The 18,050-nt window shown below is 71.1% G+C and carries 18 protein-coding genes; 1 reads left to right on the forward strand and 17 read right to left on the reverse strand.

Annotated elements, in window-relative coordinates; genetic code table 11:
- Window positions 1–23: 23 nt before the first annotated feature.
- Window positions 24–338: an LIM domain-containing protein gene (locus ABD652_RS12985; RefSeq protein ID WP_344722051.1), complete on the reverse strand. Its 315-nt coding sequence runs from the start codon at window positions 336–338 to the stop codon at window positions 24–26.
- A 37-nt stretch (window positions 339–375) separates the two neighbouring features.
- Between ABD652_RS12985 and nucS the strand changes: the two genes are divergently transcribed.
- On the forward strand, window positions 376–1,068 hold the full coding sequence (gene nucS, locus ABD652_RS12990; RefSeq protein WP_344722053.1) for an endonuclease NucS: 693 nt from the start codon (window positions 376–378) through the stop codon (window positions 1,066–1,068).
- Window positions 1,069–1,197: 129 nt separating this feature from the next.
- Here nucS and ABD652_RS12995 read toward each other — a convergent pair whose 3' ends face one another.
- The 16 genes from ABD652_RS12995 to thrC form a co-directional block, all read right to left on the reverse strand.
- Window positions 1,198–1,464, reverse strand: a complete 267-nt coding sequence (locus tag ABD652_RS12995) for a F0F1 ATP synthase subunit epsilon (RefSeq protein ID WP_344722055.1) — start codon at window positions 1,462–1,464, stop codon at window positions 1,198–1,200.
- An 86-nt stretch (window positions 1,465–1,550) separates the two neighbouring features.
- Window positions 1,551–3,011, reverse strand: a complete 1,461-nt coding sequence (gene atpD / locus ABD652_RS13000; protein ID WP_010525767.1) for a F0F1 ATP synthase subunit beta — start codon at window positions 3,009–3,011, stop codon at window positions 1,551–1,553.
- Window positions 3,012–3,086: 75 nt separating this feature from the next.
- Complete coding sequence (locus ABD652_RS13005) at window positions 3,087–3,980, reverse strand: F0F1 ATP synthase subunit gamma (RefSeq protein WP_344722059.1); 894 nt, start codon at window positions 3,978–3,980, stop codon at window positions 3,087–3,089.
- 95 nt (window positions 3,981–4,075) lie between these two features.
- Window positions 4,076–5,701: a F0F1 ATP synthase subunit alpha gene (atpA, locus tag ABD652_RS13010; RefSeq protein WP_344722061.1), complete on the reverse strand. Its 1,626-nt coding sequence runs from the start codon at window positions 5,699–5,701 to the stop codon at window positions 4,076–4,078.
- A 136-nt stretch (window positions 5,702–5,837) separates the two neighbouring features.
- Entirely contained in the window at window positions 5,838–6,647 is an 810-nt protein-coding gene (locus ABD652_RS13015) for a F0F1 ATP synthase subunit delta (RefSeq protein ID WP_344722063.1), read from the reverse strand.
- Window positions 6,647–7,210: a F0F1 ATP synthase subunit B gene (locus ABD652_RS13020; RefSeq protein ID WP_211364979.1), complete on the reverse strand. Its 564-nt coding sequence runs from the start codon at window positions 7,208–7,210 to the stop codon at window positions 6,647–6,649. Before ABD652_RS13020 ends, ABD652_RS13015 begins: the two co-directional genes overlap by 1 nt.
- An 83-nt stretch (window positions 7,211–7,293) precedes the next feature.
- A complete protein-coding gene (locus tag ABD652_RS13025) occupies window positions 7,294–7,497 on the reverse strand; it encodes an ATP synthase F0 subunit C (RefSeq protein ID WP_010525772.1) in 204 nt (67 codons plus the stop codon).
- A 133-nt stretch (window positions 7,498–7,630) separates the two neighbouring features.
- Window positions 7,631–8,443 carry a F0F1 ATP synthase subunit A gene (gene atpB, locus ABD652_RS13030; RefSeq protein WP_344722066.1) on the reverse strand — a complete coding sequence of 271 codons (813 nt, stop codon included), beginning with the start codon at window positions 8,441–8,443 and terminating at the stop codon, window positions 7,631–7,633.
- 365 nt (window positions 8,444–8,808) lie between these two features.
- Window positions 8,809–9,249: a hypothetical protein gene (locus ABD652_RS13035; protein ID WP_344722067.1), complete on the reverse strand. Its 441-nt coding sequence runs from the start codon at window positions 9,247–9,249 to the stop codon at window positions 8,809–8,811.
- Complete coding sequence (locus ABD652_RS13040) at window positions 9,246–10,451, reverse strand: MraY family glycosyltransferase (protein ID WP_344722069.1); 1,206 nt, start codon at window positions 10,449–10,451, stop codon at window positions 9,246–9,248. Before ABD652_RS13040 ends, ABD652_RS13035 begins: the two co-directional genes overlap by 4 nt.
- A gap of 18 nt (window positions 10,452–10,469) precedes the next feature.
- On the reverse strand, window positions 10,470–11,141 hold the full coding sequence (locus tag ABD652_RS13045) for an L-threonylcarbamoyladenylate synthase (protein ID WP_344722071.1): 672 nt from the start codon (window positions 11,139–11,141) through the stop codon (window positions 10,470–10,472).
- Window positions 11,138–12,061 carry a peptide chain release factor N(5)-glutamine methyltransferase gene (prmC, locus tag ABD652_RS13050; RefSeq protein ID WP_344722073.1) on the reverse strand — a complete coding sequence of 308 codons (924 nt, stop codon included), beginning with the start codon at window positions 12,059–12,061 and terminating at the stop codon, window positions 11,138–11,140. Before prmC ends, ABD652_RS13045 begins: the two co-directional genes overlap by 4 nt.
- Before the next feature lie 41 nt (window positions 12,062–12,102).
- Complete coding sequence (prfA, locus tag ABD652_RS13055) at window positions 12,103–13,224, reverse strand: peptide chain release factor 1 (RefSeq protein ID WP_425574591.1); 1,122 nt, start codon at window positions 13,222–13,224, stop codon at window positions 12,103–12,105.
- A 132-nt stretch (window positions 13,225–13,356) separates the two neighbouring features.
- Window positions 13,357–15,450 (reverse strand): transcription termination factor Rho, encoded by a 2,094-nt coding sequence (gene rho / locus ABD652_RS13060; RefSeq protein WP_425574588.1) that lies wholly within the window; start codon window positions 15,448–15,450, stop codon window positions 13,357–13,359.
- Window positions 15,451–15,843: 393 nt separating this feature from the next.
- The gene (gene thrB / locus ABD652_RS13065; protein WP_344722077.1) at window positions 15,844–16,911 is read right to left on the reverse strand and encodes a homoserine kinase; all 1,068 of its coding nucleotides are present in this window, start codon (window positions 16,909–16,911) and stop codon (window positions 15,844–15,846) included.
- An 11-nt stretch (window positions 16,912–16,922) separates the two neighbouring features.
- On the reverse strand, window positions 16,923–18,032 hold the full coding sequence (thrC, locus tag ABD652_RS13070) for a threonine synthase (RefSeq protein ID WP_344722079.1): 1,110 nt from the start codon (window positions 18,030–18,032) through the stop codon (window positions 16,923–16,925).
- Between the last annotated feature and the right edge of the window lie 18 nt (window positions 18,033–18,050).

Consider the following 18,050-nt stretch of genomic DNA (forward strand, 5'->3'; position numbering starts at 1 on the left):
TGTTCCGGTGTTCCGGGGACGGCCTAGCCGATGCGCCAGCAGTGCGGGTGCCAATGGCGGCGCTCCGCGGCGGCGTGCTCGTCGCCGAGGATGAAGTCCGCCCGCCAGGCGACGACGTGCGGAGTCCCCGGCGGGATCGGCAGACGGCACCCCGGGCAGATGTATTCCTTCGTCGCCCCCGAGGCGGTGATCCGCCGCACGTGGTACTCGCCGTCGCGCCGCCGCACTGTGCCGCCCTCGACCCCTCCGGGCATCGTCAGCCCCGGGTTCAGCGGTCGGTGGCCCTGCTGCCACTTCGACCCGCGCCGGCGCCCCGGCTTCCCCGCTCCCTTCGCCATGTCGGCCATTCTTCCAGAACCGGTAGGATCGTGGACTGTGCGACTGGTGATTGCGACATGCTCAGTGACCTATACGGGGCGGCTGACCGCCCATCTGGCCCAGGCGACGCGCCTGCTGATGGTCAAGGCCGACGGCTCAGTGCTGGTGCATTCCGACGGCGGCTCCTACAAGCCGCTGAACTGGATGTCTCCCCCGGCGACGATGCGCGTCGGCGAGCCCGAGCCCGACGAGGCCTCCGCCGGAGTGACCGAGGTCTGGACGGTGCAGGCCACCAAGAGCGACGACACTCTGCGCATCGCGATCTTCACGCTCCACCATGACTCCGCCCATGAGCTCGGCACCGACCCGGGCCTGGTCAAGGACGGGGTCGAGTCCGATCTGCAGCGGCTGCTCGCCGAGCAGATCGAGCGTCTCGGCGACGGCCATGCGCTGATCCGCCGCGAGCACCCCACCCCCATCGGCCCGGTGGACATCCTCGCCAGAGGCCCTGCGGGCCACGTGGCGGTGGAGCTGAAGCGCCGCGGCGACATCGACGGCGTCGAGCAGCTCACCCGGTATCTGGACCTGCTCAACCGCGACCCGCTCCTCGCGCCCGTCGAGGGCGTCTTCGCCGCCCAGCAGATCAAGCCCCAGGCGCGCACGCTGGCCGAGGACCGCGGCATCCGGTGCGTGGTGCTCGACTACGACGAGATGCGCGGCCTCGACGACGCCGACTCCCGCCTGTTCTGACGGGCGGCGGCCCGCCCGCGCACGACGACGGCCCCGGGCCCGTCTCCGCGCAGGAGACGAGGCCCGGGGCCGTCGCGCGTGTGAAGTGAGTGGAGATCCTCGCCGTCGGCCGTCTCCGGCCGGCGCCGATCAGTCCGAGACGAGCTGGGCGTCGTCGGCGACGATGGTCACCCGGTCGGAGTCGACCGAGAAGAACCCGCCGTTGACCTGGGCCCGCACCGGAGCGCCGTCCACCGGCTCGATGACCAGCTCTCCGGAGTCCAGCAGCGCCAGCACCGGCGTGTGGCCCGGCAGGATCCCCATGTCTCCGTCGGTCGTGCGGCCGCGGATCGCCGTGGCGGCTCCGGACCACACTGCGTGGTCGTGCGCGACGACCTCGACGTCGAGTTCAGCCATGCCCTGTTTCCTTCCTCAGCAAGCGGGCGGCGGGTTCCCCGTCCGGCGACGCCGCGGCGTCGCCGGACGGGGCCGACGCGGGGTGGTCAGGAGTTCTTCTTGAGCTCCGCGTACTTCTGCTCGACGTCCTCGAGGCCGCCGACGTTGTAGAACGCCTGCTCCGGCACGTGGTCCAGATCGCCGTTGCAGATGGCGTTGAAGCCCTCGATGGTGTCCTTGATCGGGACGGTCGAGCCCTCGATGCCGGTGAACTGGATCGCGGTGTAGGTGTTCTGCGACAGGAACTGCTCGATGCGGCGGGCGCGCGAGACGGTGACCTTGTCCTCCTCGGAGAGCTCGTCCACACCGAGGATCGCGATGATGTCCTGCAGCTCCTTGTTCTTCTGCAGGATCGCCTTCACGCGGGTCGCGGTCTGGTAGTGCTCGTCGCCGATGTACTGCGGGTCCATGATCCGCGACGTCGAGGTCAGCGGGTCCACCGCCGGGTACAGACCGCGCGAGGCGATCGCGCGGGAGAGCTCGGTCGTCGCGTCCAGGTGGGCGAAGACGTTCGCCGGCGCCGGGTCGGTGTAGTCATCGGCGGGGACGTAGACGGCCTGCATCGAGGTGATGGAGTGACCGCGGGTGGAGGTGATGCGCTCCTGCAGCACGCCCATCTCGTCGGCCAGGTTGGGCTGGTAGCCCACGGCCGAGGGCATGCGGCCCAGCAGCGTGGAGACCTCCATGCCGGCCTGCGAGAACCGGAAGATGTTGTCGATGAAGAGCAGCACGTCCTGGTTCTGCACATCGCGGAAGTACTCCGCCATGGTCAGCGCCGACAGCGCCACGCGCAGACGGGTTCCGGGCGGCTCGTCCATCTGGCCGTAGACCAGCGCGGTGTCCTTGAGCACGTCCGACTCGGCCATCTCGACCCAGAGGTCGTTGCCCTCGCGGGTCCGCTCGCCGACGCCGGCGAAGACCGAGGTGCCGCCGAAGTTGCGGGCCACACGGGTGATCATCTCCTGGATGAGGACCGTCTTGCCCACGCCGGCGCCGCCGAAGAGGCCGATCTTGCCGCCGGAGATGTAGGGGGTCAGCAGGTCGATGACCTTGATGCCGGTCTCCAGCATCTCGGTCGAGCCCTCCAGCGTCGCGAAGTTCGGGGGCTCGCGGTGGATGGGCCAGTGCTCGGTGACCTCCAGCTCGGAGGTCGGGATGTCCAGGGTCTCGCCCAGGACGTTGAAGACGTGGCCCTTGACCCCGTCGCCGACGGGCACGGTGATCGCCGCACCGGTGTCCTGCACCGGGGTGCCGCGGACCAGGCCGTCGGTGGCCTGCACGGCGATGGCGCGCACCAGGTTGTCGCCCAGGTGCTGCGAGGTCTCGAAGGTGACCGTGCGGGTCTGACCGTTCGTGGTGATCTCGGTGGTCAGGGCGTTGTACAGCTCCGGGATCGCGTCGGACGGGAACTCGACGTCGACGACCGGGCCGATCACACGTGCGATGCGACCGGTCGCGCCCGGCTGAACGGCTCCGGAGGAGCCCTGTTCGGTCGTGGTGGCAGTCATCTCTCTCACTTCACTTGATCTTGGATGATGTCGGAACGTGGTCTGCGTGGTCTCCGGCGGCCCCGGAGACGGCCGCTAGCTGGCGGACAGCGCCTCGGCGCCGCCGATGAGCTCGGTGAGCTCCTGGGTGATCTCGGCCTGGCGGGCGTTGTTGCGCAGCAGCGTGTACTTCCGGATGAGCTCGTCGGCGTTGTCCGCGGCCGACTTCATCGCACGCTGGCGGGCGGCCAGCTCGGAGGCGGCGGCCTCGAGCATCGCGGCGAAGATCCGCGACTCCACGTAGCGCGGCAGCAGCGCGTCGAGCACCGCCTCGGGGCCGGGCTCGAACTCGTAGAGCGGCAGCGGGTCCGCGCCGGAATCCGGCTGCTGCTCGACGAAGGCCAGCGGCAGCAGGCGCTTGACCACCGGCTCCTGCCTGATCATCGACTGGAACTCGGTGTGCACCACGTAGAGCTCGTCGACTCCGCCGGCGTCGGCGCCGCGCGAGAATCGGTCGATCAGCGCGTCGCCGATCTCCCGAGCGGTGTACACCTCCGGCGCGTCGGTCTTGCCGGTCCAGACCTTGTCGTACTCCCGCTCGCGGAAGTCGAAGTAGGCCTGGGCCTTGCGGCCGTAGAGGTACGGGCGCACCTCCTTGCCCTCGCCCTGCAGCTTGGCGATGAGCGACTCGGAGCGCTTGAGCACGTTGGTCGAGTAGGCGCCGGCCAGGCCGCGGTCCGAGGCCATGATGAGCACTGCGGCGCGCTGCGGGTTCTCCGCCTTCTGCGTGAGCACGTGCTCGACATCGTCCTGCGAGGCGACGGCCGACACCGCACGGGTGATGGCCTCCGCGTACGGCAGCGAGGCCTGCACCCGCTCGCGCGCCTTGCCGATGCGCGAGGTCGCGATCAGCTCCATCGCCTTGAAGATCTTCTTCATCGACGACGTCGATGCGATCTTCTCGCGGTAGACCCGGATCTGGGCTCCCATGCTTGTCCTTCCCTGAGATGGTCGGCTCCGTCGGCGCCGTCACCGCCCGACGGGGCGGGGCGACGGCGCCGACGGCGACGAGAGGTCGAGTCGGCTCAGCGCTGCTGAGTCCCGATCTCCTCCTGGTTGATCTCGTCCTCGGAGAGCGGCTCCGCGTCGGCGAACACCTGCTTGCCGGTCGACGACTGGAACGTCGGCTTGAAGGACTCCATGGCCTCGTTCAGCGCGTTGATCTGGTCGTCGCCCCAGGCGCCGCTCTCGGCGATGGTGGTCAGCACCGTGCTGTGCCGGCGCAGGTGGTCGATCCACTCGGACTCGAAGCGCTGCACGTCGGCGGTGTCGACCTCGTCGAGGTGACCCTGCGCGCCGGCCCAGATCGAGACGACCTGCTGCTCGACCGGGTACGGGGTGTACTGGGCCTGCTTGAGCAGCTCCATGAGCCGCTCGCCGCGGACCAGCTGCTGGCGGGTGGCCGGGTCGAGGTCCGAGGCGAACATCGAGAACGCCTGCATCTCGCGGAACTGGGCCAGGTCCAGCTTCAGCGTGCCGGCGACCTTCTTCATCGCCTTGATCTGCGCCGAGCCGCCCACGCGGGACACCGAGATGCCGACGTCGACGGCCGGACGCTGGTTGGCGTTGAACAGGTCCGACTGCAGGAAGATCTGGCCGTCGGTGATGGAGATGACGTTGGTCGGGATGTAGGCCGAGACGTCGTTGGCCTTGGTCTCGACGATCGGCAGACCGGTCATCGAGCCGCCGCCCATCTCGTCGGAGAGCTTCGCGCAGCGCTCCAGCAGGCGGGAGTGCAGGTAGAACACGTCGCCCGGGAAGGCCTCACGTCCCGGCGGACGACGGAGCAGCAGCGAGACCGAGCGGTAGGCCTCGGCCTGCTTGGTGAGGTCGTCGAAGACGATCAGCACGTGCTTGCCGCCGTACATCCAGTGCTGGCCGATCGCCGAGCCCGCGAACGGCGCCAGGTACTTGAAGCCGGCCGGGTCGGACGCCGGGGAAGCCACGATCGTGGTGTACTCCAGCGCGCCCTGGTCGGCCAGCGTCTGGCGGACCGAGGCGATGGTGGAGGCCTTCTGGCCGATCGCGACGTAGATGCAGCGCACCTGCTTGTCCGGGTCGCCGGAGTCCCAGTTCGCCTTCTGGTTGAGGATCGCGTCGACGCCGAGCGCGGTCTTGCCGGTCTGCCGGTCGCCGATGATCAGCTGGCGCTGGCCGCGGCCGATCGGGATCATCGCGTCGATGGCCTTCAGACCGGTCTGGAGCGGCTCCCCGACCGACTGGCGCTGCACGACCGTCGGAGCCTGCAGCTCCAGCTCGCGACGCCCCTCCGGGGCGATCTCGCCCTTGTCGTCGATGGGCTGGCCCACCGGGTCCACGACGCGGCCGAGGAACTCGTCGCCCACCGGGATGGACAGGACCTCTCCGGTCCGGCGGACCTCCTGGCCCTCCTCGATGCCCTCGAAGTCGCCGAGGACGACGGTGCCGATCTCCCGGGTGTCCAGGTTCTGGGCCAGGCCCAGCGTCCCGTCCTCGAAGCGAAGAAGTTCGTTGGCCATGGTCGAGGGCAGTCCCTCGACGCGGGCGATGCCGTCGGCCGCGGAGATCACGCGTCCCACTTCGACGCGCTCGGCGCTGCCGGGCTCGTAGGACGCTGCGAACTCGTTCAAAGCATTGCGGACGTCGTCGGCGTTGATGGTCAAGTCGGCCATCTGCAGTCCCTGCTCTCCTGTGTCATGGCCGCGGCTGCGGCCGGAATGGTTCAAAGTGTCACGTCTGGCGGCATGGACGACCTGTCGGGCCGACCGCCGCCGCGCGCGAGTGAGCCGATGCCGGAGGTCCCGGCGCTCAGCCTGCCAGTCTCCGCTGCAGGTCGTCGACCTTCGCCGAGATCGTCGAATCGACGACCTCGTCGCCGACCTGCACCCGGATGCCGCCGACCACCTCGGGGTCGACGACGACGTCGAGCTTCAGCTCCCGGCCGAAGTACCGGTCGAGGCCCGCACGCAGCCGCTCGCGGCGGTCGGCGTCGAGCTCCTGGGCCACGGTGACCCGAGCGATCCAGCGGCTCTGGCGGGCCGCCACCTGCTCGGCGAACCGCTCGACCAGGGCCTCGGGGCGCAGCCCGCGCGGGGCGACGACGGCCCGGTCGATCAGCAGCCGCGCCTCGGCCCCGGCGTCCGGGGAGAGTCGGGACGCCAGCGTCGACAGCGCCTCCGCACCGGCCTGCGGCTCGGTCAGCGCCCGCTGCACCTCGTGCGAGGAGCCCACCGTCCGGCGGAAGGCCAGCAGCTGGGTCTCCAGCCGCTCGAGCCCGTCGAGTCCGTCGGCCTCGGCCTGCTGCGCCACCACGGTCACCGCCAGGGTCTCGACGGAGTCGGCGAGGTCCCGGTCCCGGCTGAACCGCTTCGAGACCAGAGCCTCGAGCAGCGTCAGCGTCGTCGGAGCGACCTTCTCGCCGAAGAGCCCGCGCACCACGGAGGTCCGCTCATCGGGCTCCCGGGCCGGGTCGGTCAGGCTGCGTCGCAGGGCCGAGGAGGAGTCGAGCACGTCCACCGCGCCGAAGAGCTCATCGGCCACGGCCAGGTCGGCGGACTCGAGAGTCCGGGCCTGCTCCCGCAGCACCGCCGCCAGGGATTCGCTGGTCACCGCGGCCATTACTGCGCAGCCCCCGTCCGGCTCTGGTCCGTCTGCTCGGCGTCCAGGTCAGCCAGGAAGCGGTCGACCACGCGCTGCGAGCGGGCGTCGTCGTCCAGCGCCTCGCCGACGATGCGGCCGGCCAGCTGGGTGGCCAGACTGCCGACGTCCTGACGCAGCGAGACGAAGGCCTGCTGGCGCTCGGCGGAGATCTGCTGCTGAGCCTGCTCGGTGATGCGCGCCGCTTCGGTCGCCGCCTTCTCCTTGTGCTCGGCGACGATCTGGGCACCCTCGGCGCGGGCCTCCTCGCGGAGACGGCTCGCCTCGGCGTGCGCGTCGGCCAGGCTCTGCTCGTAGCGAGCCTTCATGGCCTCGGCCTCGGCCTGGGCCTCCTCCGCCTTGTTCAGGCCGCCCTCGATGGCCTCGACCCGCTGCTGGTACGTCTTCTCGAAGGCCGGCACGATGAACTTCACCACGACGAACATCAGCACGATGAAGCCGAGGCCGGTGGCGAGGATCTCCCAGGGGTTGGGAACCAGCGGGCTCGCCTCGCCGGCGGCGTGGAGCACGTCTGCGCTGATCATGTGTTCACCCATTTCCTTGATCTGTGGTCCTGAGGGTCACGAGAGTCGCGGCGAGGAGCTCGACGCGACGTCACCGGGACCGGTCAGAGGACGAAGGCGAAGACCAGAGCCAGAACGAAGACTGCCTCGGCCAGTGCGAAGCCCAGCAGGGCGATCGGCTGCAGGATGCGCTGAGCCTCGGGCTGACGGGCCACACCGTTGATGTAGGCCGCGAAGACCAGGCCGATGCCGATGGCCGCACCGGTGCCGGCGAGGCCCATGCCGATCATGTTCAGGTTTCCGTCCATGTCCTTGTGCTCTCTTTCTGTGATGTCGCCGGGGCGGGCCCCGGCGGCTTGCGGGATGGGGTGACGCTCCGCGCCGCGCGTGGAGTGCGTCGCTTCCGGAGGGAGGCCCTCCGTGAGTCTGGGGGTCGCCGCCTCAGTGGGCCTCGGCCTCGAGGGCACCCTGCAGGTAGACGGCGGTGAGCAGCGTGAAGACGAAGGCCTGCAGGATCATCATCGCCAGCTCGAGGAAGTACATCGGGATGAAGCCCAGCAGCACCAGCACGCCGGTGGCGTTCATGGCCAGCGACTCCTGCTGGGTGATGAGGAACTCCGCGCCGGAGCCGACCAGCATCACGATGACGTGGCCGGCCAGCATGACCGCCATCAGACGCAGCGAGTGCGTCACCGGGCGGATGATGAAGTTCGACAGGATCTCCAGCGGGACCAGCAGGATGAGCAGCGGCTTCGGCACGCCGGAGGGCACCGCGACGAGCTTGACGTAGCGCAGCCCGTACTTCTGGAAGCCGACGCCGACCCAGAGGATCCAGACGATGCCGGCCATCGCGTAGGCGGCGCCGACATGCGAGAAGCTGGGCAGCTGCAGCAGCGGGATCGCGCCGAAGAGGTTGTTGATCAGGATGAAGAAGAAGATGCCGAAGAGCAGCGGCACCCAGGTCATGAAGTGCTTCTCGCCGATCACGTCGCGAGCCATCGTGTTGCGCACGAAGCCGTAGCCGGACTCGGCCAGATACTGGAGGCGCGAGGGCACCAGGGCCCGCTTGCGGATCGCGGCGGAGAAGAACCACCAGATGAACACGATGGACAGCACGATCATCAGCATCTGCTTGCCGAAGCCGGTCCCCCATTCGGCCATCCACGGCAGGATCTCCGGCAGGTGGGTCTCGTCGAGGGTCGGCGGGGTGAAGCCGCCCTCATTGTCGGCGGCTGCGAGCGCAAGCGAGTGCAACGCTGGTCCTCTCTGCGGTGTCCGTCATCGGGCACGTGCCCCGGGCATCGGCGAGCCGGAGGGGCCTCCGTCTCGCGGTGGTCTGGTGCGCAGTGCGGGATCTCCTCCGGTGCACGCACGTGAGCATGCCTGCACACAGCGTCGAGCTCTGCCTGTCAGGACTGATCGTCGTCGTGCGGTGGACCGAGAAGCATCCATCGCCGTGGCGCGGTCATCGGTCAGCCTATCAAATGACGGGGGTCACGCAGCGACCGCGCCGGAAACGCGGGACCAACTGTACTACATGCTGTAGAAAGCTCGGCGTCGGCCGGAGCCGCGCCGCACGTCGCCCGTCGACGGCGGCGCCCCGGGCGGCGGGGCCGCGCTCAGTCCGACGCCGGATCGACGGTGACGCGCATCCCCAGGAACGCGCGGATCTCGGCGGCCTGCCAGCCGACGACGACCACGGCGGCGGTGACGGCGGCCCACCCCGGGCGGACCCAGTCCGGGGCCGCGGCCTGCTGGGCCAGCAGCACCAGACCGATGACTTTGATGACGAAGGCGACGAGGAACAGCGGCACCGTCAGTCGCGGGATCCGCCGCTCGGCGAGGTCGATGAGCGCCAGACTCGTCGCGGAGAGCACCAGCACCGCCGCCCCTCCGGCCAGAGCGCTGAGCGCGGCCTCTCCCCCGGCGACCAGCAGCCCCAGCAGCGCCGCGAGCCCGGTGATCGCCGTGCCGGCGACGACGGCGGCGACCAGCACCGGCCGCCAGCCGGTGCCGCGCACCACCGCGCGGCGGCGTCCCGCGTCCGACGTCGGGGTCATCGGTCCTCCTCCGGAGCGTCGAGGTCGTCGAGATCGGCCACGTCGGCGCGCGCCGCCCCGCGCCGGCGCCGCCGCAGACCGGCGAGGGCGGCCTCGCGGTTCGTCCGCCGCGCGCGCCGCTGCAGCCACGGCCCCAGCGTCAGCACGCTGGCCAGGCCCAGCGAGAGGAGCATCGCCGCGCTGACCAGCCACCACGGCAGGAAGTTGAAGGACACCGCGCCGAAGGCGAAGAGCCCCGACCACAGGTGCAGCAGCAGCACGGCCTGGGGATGCGAATAGCCCTCGTCGATGAGCTTGTGGTGCAGATGCCCGCGGTCCGGGCTGAACGGCGAGGCGCCGCGGGCGGTGCGGCGGACGACGGCCAGCGCGAGGTCGAGCACCGGCAGCAGGATCACCGCCAGCGGCAGCAGCACCGGCATGTAGGCCGGGATGTTGCGGAACCGGAAGCCTTCGGCGAGCTGGCCGACGTCGGAGGTCACCGCCACGGCGCCGGCCGCCATCACCAGGCCCAGCAGCATCGCGCCGGTGTCGCCCATGATGATCCGGGCCGGGTGGAAGTTGTGCGGCAGGAAGCCCAGGCAGGCGCCGACCAGCACCGCCATCAGCAGCGTGACCAGGTTCGAGGCGTCGAACTCGTTGATCGACAGCGTCAGCAGATAGCTGTAGATGAAGAAGGCGCCGCCGCCGAGCGCCGCGACGCCGGCGGCCAGCCCGTCCAGGCCGTCGATGAAGTTGAAGGCATTGATGGTCAGCACCACCAGGAAGACCGTCAGACCCGCCTGCACCGGGGCGTCGCCGACCCCCAGCCAGCCGACCGGCATGACCTCCAGCCGCATGCCGTGGGCGACGAGCACCACCCCCGAGGCGATCTGCCCCAGCAGCTTCACCGCCCAATGGATGTCCCAGGCGTCGTCGGCCAGGCCCACCACCAGGATGATGATCATCGCCAGGAAGACTCCGCGGACCGGGGTGAGATCGGCGAAGATCCCGCTGAGGTACGGGATCGCCGAGGCCGCGGCGAGCCCGACCACCATCCCGACGAACATCGCCGCCCCGCCCCAGCGCGGCATCCGCCCGCGGTGCATGTCGCGCGTGCGCACCGGCGTGAAGACGCCCAGATGCAGCGCGATGCGGCGGACCGGCGGGGTGAGGGCATAGGTCACCACCGCCGAGACGGTGAGGACGATGAGGAAGTAGATCATGCGGCGACGTCGCGGCGCTCAGCCTTCGTCGTCGGTCTGCGGGCCGCGGACCTCGCCGACGACCGCCTGCAGCTCGGCCGGGCTCACCGCCCCCTCGCGGACGATCTGCGGGGTCGCGAGCGTGCAGTCGACGATGGTCGAGGGGCGCGTGGTGCTCCGCTCGCCGTCGTCGAGGTAGACGCTGACCGCCTCGCCGAGCATCTGCTCGGCCTCGGCCGCCGTCGTCGCCGCGGGCAGCGAGGTGCGATTGGCCGAGGAGACGGCCATCGGCCCCACCTGTCCCAGCAGGTCCAGGGCGAGGTCGTCGGCGGGCATGCGCAGCGCGACGGTGCCGCGGGTCTCGCCCAGGTCCCAGGCCAGCGACGGCTGCGCCGGCAGGATGAGGGTCAGCGCGCCGGGCCAGAAGGCCTCGGCCAGGCGCCGGGCGGCCTCGGGGACCTCGTCGGCCAGCGCGTCCATCACCGCCGCCGAGCCGATCAGCACCGGCGGCGGCATCGTGCGGTTGCGCCCCTTGGCGGCCAGCAGGATGCTCACCGCCTGCGGCGAGAAGGCGTCCACGCCGATGCCGTAGACGGTGTCGGTCGGCAGCACGACGCATTCGCCGCGCTGCACGGCCTCGTGGGCCGCGGCGAGGCCGGCGGAACGGGCGTCGGGATCGAGACAGTCGACGATATGGCTCACGCGCGTCATTCTTCCATGGTCGTGGTGGTGTTCTCGGACATCGAGGACCGCCGCGCGGCGCTGGTCGCCCGATCGCGGCCGGTCAGATCCTGGTGGGTGCGCACCGCCGTCAGCCGGGGATGCGCCGCGCAGCGGGCGGCCAGCGGCTCGGCCTGCTCCTCGGCGTGCTCCATGATGAACCACCCGTCCTCGCGCAGCAGCATCGCCGCGACCTCGACGACCTGGTGCGGCAGCGACAGCCCGTCCTCGCCCCCTCCGTAGAGGGCGACCTCGGGATCATGCTCGCGGACCTCGACCTCGACCGGAACCATCGAGGCCGGGATATAGGGCGGATTGGAGACGACGACGTCGAACGTCTCCGCCCAGCCCTCCGGCAGGTCACGGAGGTCGGCGCAGTGCAGATGCACCCCGAGCGGCTCGAGATTCAGCGCGGCCCAGGCCGCCGCCTCGGCGGAGACCTCGACGGCGTGGACCTCGGCGCCGGGCAGCTCGGCGGCCACGGCCGCGGCCAGCGCTCCGGATCCGGTCCCCAGGTCGAGCACGCGCAGCCCGGCGCCGTCGGCCCCCCTGTGCTCCCCGTGCTCCCCCTGCTCCCCCTGCTCCCCGGCGAGACGGTGCAGGCGGTCCAGGGCGATCTGGGCGACCTGTTCGGTCTCCGGCCGCGGGACGAAGACCCCCGGGCCGACCCGCAGCTGCAGGTCGCGGAACGGGGCGAGGCCGGTGAGGTGCTGCAGCGGCAGTCGGCGGGCCCGCTCGGCGACCAGCAGCTCGAATCGCTCGGCCGCGGCGTCCTCGAGCCGGGCGCCGCTCAGCGCCAGGGCCGCGGCCCGTCCGCGCGAGACGCCGAGGACGTGGGCGGCCAGCAGCTCGGCATCCGCCCGCGGCGAGGGCACCTCGGCCTCGGTCAGCCGCGCGACCGCAGCACGCATCACCTCCTCGAGATCGGGCCCGAGACCTGACACGCCCTCGCTCACGAGTCCCTCGACTCGGCTCCGGACTGCCCTGCGGGCCCGCCCACCGCATCCGCCAGCGCGGCGAGCCGCTCCTGCTCGTCGAGCTGGATGCAGGACTGCACGACGGCCTCCAGGTCGCCGCCCATCACCGTGTCGAGGTTGTAGGCCTTGTACCCGGTCCGGTGATCGACGATCCGGTTCTCCGGGAAGTTGTAGGTCCGGATCCGTTCGGAACGGTCCATCGTGCGCACCTGCGAGGCGCGCGCGGCGGCGTTCTCGGCGTCGATCTCCTCCTGCTGGTGGGCGAGCAGCCGGGAGCGCAGCACGCGCATGGCCGCGTCGCGGTTCTGCAGCTGGGACTTCTCGTTCTGCATCGCCACCACGATCCCGGTGGGCAGATGAGTGATCCGCACCGCCGAGTCCGTGGTGTTGACCGACTGACCGCCCGGCCCCGAGGAGCGGTAGACGTCGATCTTGAGATCGTTCGGGTGGAGCTCGATCTCCTCGGGCTCGTCGACCTCCGGCATCGCCAGCACGGCCGCGGCCGAGGTGTGGATCCTCCCCTGGGACTCGGTCTCCGGGACGCGCTGGACGCGATGGACCCCGCCCTCGTACTTCAGATGGGCGTGGACGCCCTGTGCCGGATCGTTCGTCGACGAGCGGACCGAGAGCTGGACGTCCTTCACCCCGCCCAGGTCCGACGGCGTCGAGGAGAGCACCTCGGTCTTCCACCCCTTGGACTCCGCATAGCGGGTGTACATCCGCAGCAGGTCGCCGGCGAAGAGCGCGGCCTCGTCGCCGCCGGCGCCGCCCTTGATCTCGACGATGACGTCGCGGGCGTCGTTCTCGTCGCGCGGGATCAGCATGCGCAGCAGCCGGTCGGCGGCCTGCTCGTGCTCGACGGCCAGCCGCTCGGCCTCCTCGGCGAACTCCGGATCCTCGCCGGCGAGCTCGCGCGCGGCGGCGAGATCCTCCTCCGCCCGGGACCAGCGACGGTGCGCCTCGACGACGCCGTTCAGCCGGGCGTAGCGGCGCCCCAGCCGACGGGCCAGCGCCTGGTCGGCGTGGACGTCGGGATCGGCGAGGCGCTCCTGCAGCTCGGCATGCTCGGCCAGCAGCGCGTCGGCGGAGGCGAGCATGCTCTCGGTCAGCGAGGCGTCGGGACTGGACATGGCGGGGACCTTCTTCGACGGGAGGGACGGGAGGCGGGACGCGGGACGGCTTCGGCCCGGGACGCACGAGGCGTCCCGGGCCGAGGCGGACCTGCGGCGCTAGTCCTTCTTGTCGCCGAGGGTCGTCTTGTTGGCCAGCAGGAGGAACTCCGCGTTGGACTTCGTCTCCTTGAGCTTGTTGATGAGCAGCTCCAGGCCCTGCTGCTGCTCCAGTCCGGAGAGGACCCGGCGCAGCTTCCACATGATCTTGATCTCCTCGGGCGAGAGCAGGTTCTCCTCGCGGCGGGTGGAGGACGCGTTGACGTCCACCGCCGGGAAGATGCGCCGGTCGGCCAGGTGCCGCGACAGGCGCAGCTCCATGTTGCCGGTGCCCTTGAACTCCTCGAAGATGACCTCGTCCATGCGCGAGCCGGTCTCGACCAGCGCAGTGGCCAGGATCGTCAGCGACCCGCCGTTCTCGATGTTGCGCGCCGCGCCGAAGAACCGCTTCGGCGGGTACAGCGCATTGGCGTCGACGCCGCCGGAGAGGATCCGGCCCGAGGCCGGCGCGGCGGTGTTGTAGGCCCGGCCCAGTCGGGTCATCGAGTCGAGCAGCACGACGACGTCCTTGCCCATCTCGACCAGGCGCTTGGCCCGCTCGATGGCCAGCTCCGCGACAGTGGTGTGGTCGTCGGCCGGACGGTCGAACGTCGAGGCGATGACCTCGCCGTCGACGGTCCGCTGCATGTCGGTGACCTCTTCGGGCCGCTCGTCGACGAGCACCATCATCAGGTGCACCTCGGGGTTGTTCGCCTTGATGGCCTGAGCCAGCGCCTGCAGGATCAGCGTCTTGCCGGCCTTGGGCGGCGAGACGATGAGGCCGCGCTGACCCTTGCCGATCGGCGAGACGAGGTCGATGACGCGGTTGCCGACCTCCTTGGGGTCGTTCTCCAGCCGCAGGCGCTCCTGCGGGTAGAGCGGCACCAGCTTGCCGAAGTCCACGCGACCGTCGTTCTGGTCGGCCGGACGGCCGTTGACCGACTCCAGCTTCACCAGCGGGTTGAACTTCTTGTTCTTGCCGGAGTTGCTCTCCCCGTCGCGCGGGGCACGGATGTAGCCGTGGACGGCGTCGCCCTTGCGCAGGTGATGCCGCTTGACCTGGTTCAGCGAGACGTAGACGTCGTTCTGACCCGGCAGGTAGCCGGAGGTGCGGACGAAGGCGTAGTTGTCCAGCACGTCCAGGATGCCGGCGACCGGCAGCAGGACGTCGTCGTCGGTCAGCTCGGTGTCGTCGACCTCCGGGTTGCTCCGGCCCTTGCGCCGGTTCCCGCGGTCGTTGCGGTTGCGGTTGCGCCGGCTGCGGCGTCCGTCGTCGTCGTTGCCGCGACCGCCGCCGTCGTTCTTCGGACCGTTCTTCGGCGCGTTGTTCTGGCCGCTGTTCTGACCGTTGTTCTGGCCGTTGTTCTGGCCGCCGCCGTTCCGGCCGCCGCGACCGCCGTCGCCCTTCTGGCCCTGCTGGTTCTGCTGGTTCTGCTGGCCGCCGCCGTCGTTCTTCTGCTGGCCGCCGTCGTTCTGGTCGTCGCCCCGGCCACGATTGCGGCGGTGCTTGTTGCCGCCCTTCTGACCGTCCTGCTGGCCCTTCTGGCCCTGCTGGTCCTGGCCCTTCTGGCCGTCCTGCTGGCCCTTCTGCTGCTGGCCCTGCTGGTTCTGGCCCTTGGACCCACGGCCTCCGCGGGAACTCTGCTGGTCGCCCGACCCGCCGTCCTGCTGGTCGGCCTGCTCCTGGCCGTCCTGGGACTGGTCCTTGTCCTGGTTCTGGCTCTGGTCCTGGCCGCGGCCCTTGCCGCCGCGACGGGACTTCTGCCGGTCGGAGCCCTCGGAGCTCTCCGAGCCCTGGCCGTCCTGGGCCGCGTCGCCCGAGGCGTCGGCCTGCTTCTCAGCCTGCTTCTCGGCCTGCTGCTTCTCGGCCTGCTTGGCCTTCTCCTGGCGCTCGGCGACGGCGCCGCCGCGCTGGTGCGAGGAGATGGCGTCGACCAGCTGCTGCTTGCGCATCCGCGAGCCGCCGGTGATGCCGAGCTGCGAGGCCAGAGCCTGCAGCTGGGCCATCTTCAGCCCGGCCAGGCCCGCGTTCTTCGCATCGGCGGAATTCTCGGCGCCCTCGGCGGGCGTTCCGGTGCCCTGAGCCTCGGTGGTCTCAGCGGTGGTGTCTGTCACGAAGGATTCCTTCCCCCTCGTCGGGCAGGGTGATCGCGGTGCCTCCGCTCATCGGACGCGGCGCGACGTCGACTCCCTGCGGCGTGTCTTCAACGGCTCGTCAGATGGCCGTCGGCTTATCAGTGATTCCAGCGCTCCGATGGTCGTCGCACGTCGATCGGGTCGGGCACGTCTCGCCGGTGCACAGGGCACGTCCTGTGAGGGGCACGCCGGACGCAGAGAGGCAGGTCCTGCCGATGAGGCAGGGCGTGCGACGCCGCTGTGCGGCAGAGGGTGCGCGACTCGCGCGGGAACATCGGTGATCGTTCGCACGGCGTCGAACTCTGCCGTGTGGATGGTGCCGGGACCGGGGTGCCGCACCCGCGAGGGGCGCCGGCTCCGGACTCGGCGTGATCATCGCCGGTGTGCTTCCACTGTAGCACCCACGTCACTGATCGGCAGGATCAGCGAGCGCCATGTGTCGAGACCCCCCTCATGGTCCCGACCGCCCTCGGCGCCGGCCGCGGCGGGATCGACGACGTCGACCGCCTCGCCGATGCGGCGACGGGCGGCCTCGGCGGCCTCGTCGCCGTCGGCCAGCACCAGCACCGACGGCCCCGCTCCGGAGATCACCGCGGCGTGGCCGGCGTCGCGGAGCCGGTCCACCAGCGCCATCGAGGCGGGGAAGGCGCCCCGCCGCTGCTGCTGGTGCAGCCGGTCCTCGGTCGCCGGGAGCAGCAGCTCCGGCTCGGCGGTCAGCGCATGGACCAGCAGCGCCGAGCGGGCCGAGTTGTCCGCAGCCTCGGCATGCGCGATCTGCTCGGGCAGCACTCCCCGCGCGGCGGTCGTGGACTGCTCCGCCGCCGGCACGGCGAGCACAGTGCGCAGCCGCGGATGCGGCCGCAGCCGCGCGGTGCGGAAGGTCTCCCCCTCGCGCCAGGACACGGCGAGTCCGCCGCGCAGCGCCGGAGCATAGTTGTCGGGGTGCCCCTCGATGCGCGCGCCGATCTGCAGCTGCTCGTCGGCGTCCAGCCCTTCGGGCAGCAGCTGGTCGGCGACGGCCACCGCCGAGGCGATGGCCGCGGCCGAGGACCCCAGACCCCGGCTGTGCGGGATCCGATTGCTGGCCCGCACGGTCAGGTCCGGCAGCCGGAACCCGCGGGCGGCGAGGATGCGCTCGATCAGCGTGACCACCAGATGCGAGGCGTCGGTGGGCAGCGCCTCGGCGCCCTCGCCGTCGACGTCGACGCGGACCTCCGCGGCCGCCTCCGCGGCGCGGGGCGCGGCCTCGACGACGATCTCGTCGTGCAGCCCCAGCGCCAGACCCATGCAGTCATACCCGGGCCCCAGGTTCGCCGAGGTCGCCGGCACGCGCAGCCGCATCGAGCACGGGGCGTCCAGCGCCTCGACGAGATCGGGCGCGGAGTCGACGACGGAGACGGGCTCGGGCGAGGAGGCGGCGCGGCTGGATGCGGTGCTCACCGGCGCCTCCGTCACAGGCCCAGGTGCCGGGCGACGGTCTCGACGTCCTGCGGCAGCTCAGTGGGCTCGGCACCGGCCTCCGCGGCGTTCTTCACCGCCCAGTCCGGGTCCTTCAGCCCGTGGCCGGTCACCGTGATGACCACCCTGCTGCCGGACGGGACCTCGCCGGCGGCGTGCTTCCTCAGCAGACCGGCGACGCCGGCGGCGGAGGCCGGCTCGACGAAGACGCTCTCCCGGGCCGAGAGCCAGCGGTGGGCGGCCAGGATCTCCTCGTCGGGGACGGCCTCGATGAGCCCGCCGGAGTCGTCGCGGGCCGCTTCGGCCTGCTCCCAGGAGGCCGGGTTGCCGATGCGGATCGCCGTGGCGACGGTGTCCGGCTCGTCGATCGGGTGCCCGGCGACGATCGGCGCCGAGCCGGCCGCCTGGAAGCCCCACATCGTCGGGGTGCGCGTCGCCCGCGGACCCAGCGGCTCGACGTCGTCGTCGCCGCCCTCGGGGCTCCACGGCCGGGCGTACTCCTGATAGCCGCGCCAGTAGGCGGTGATGTTGCCGGCGTTGCCCACCGGCAGCACGTGATAGTCCGGGGCGTCGCCGAGGGCGTCGACGACCTCGAAGGCGCCGGTCTTCTGTCCCTCGATGCGGGAGGGGTTGACCGAGTTCACCAGGAAGACCGGATAGGCCTCGGCGAGCTTGCGGGCGACGTCGAGGCAGCCGTCGAAGTTGCCGTCGACCTGGATGATCTCCGCGCCGTGGGCGATGGCCTGGCTGAGCTTGCCCATCGCGATGTTGCCGCGCGGCACCAGCACCGCGCAGGTCAACCCTGCCCGGGCGGCGTAGGCCGCCGCCGAGGCCGAGGTGTTGCCGGTGGAGGCGCAGACCACTGCCCGGGCGCCGTCGGCCACTGCGGCAGTCATCGCCATCGTCATCCCGCGGTCCTTGAAGGAGCCGGTGGGGTTCATCCCCTCGACTTTGAGCCGCACGTCGCCGTCGATCAGCTCGGACAGCGCCGGGGCGGGCACCAGCGGGGTGCCTCCCTCCCCCAGCGTGATGATCCGGTCCTCGGGGCCGACGGGCAGTCGGTCGGCGTATTCGCGGATGACTCCGCGCCACTGGTGCGCCACGGCTGGTGCTCTCCTCCG

The sequence above is a fragment of the Nesterenkonia halobia genome, from assembly GCF_039536005.1.
GTDB classification, from domain to species: Bacteria; Actinomycetota; Actinomycetes; order Actinomycetales; family Micrococcaceae; genus Nesterenkonia; species Nesterenkonia halobia.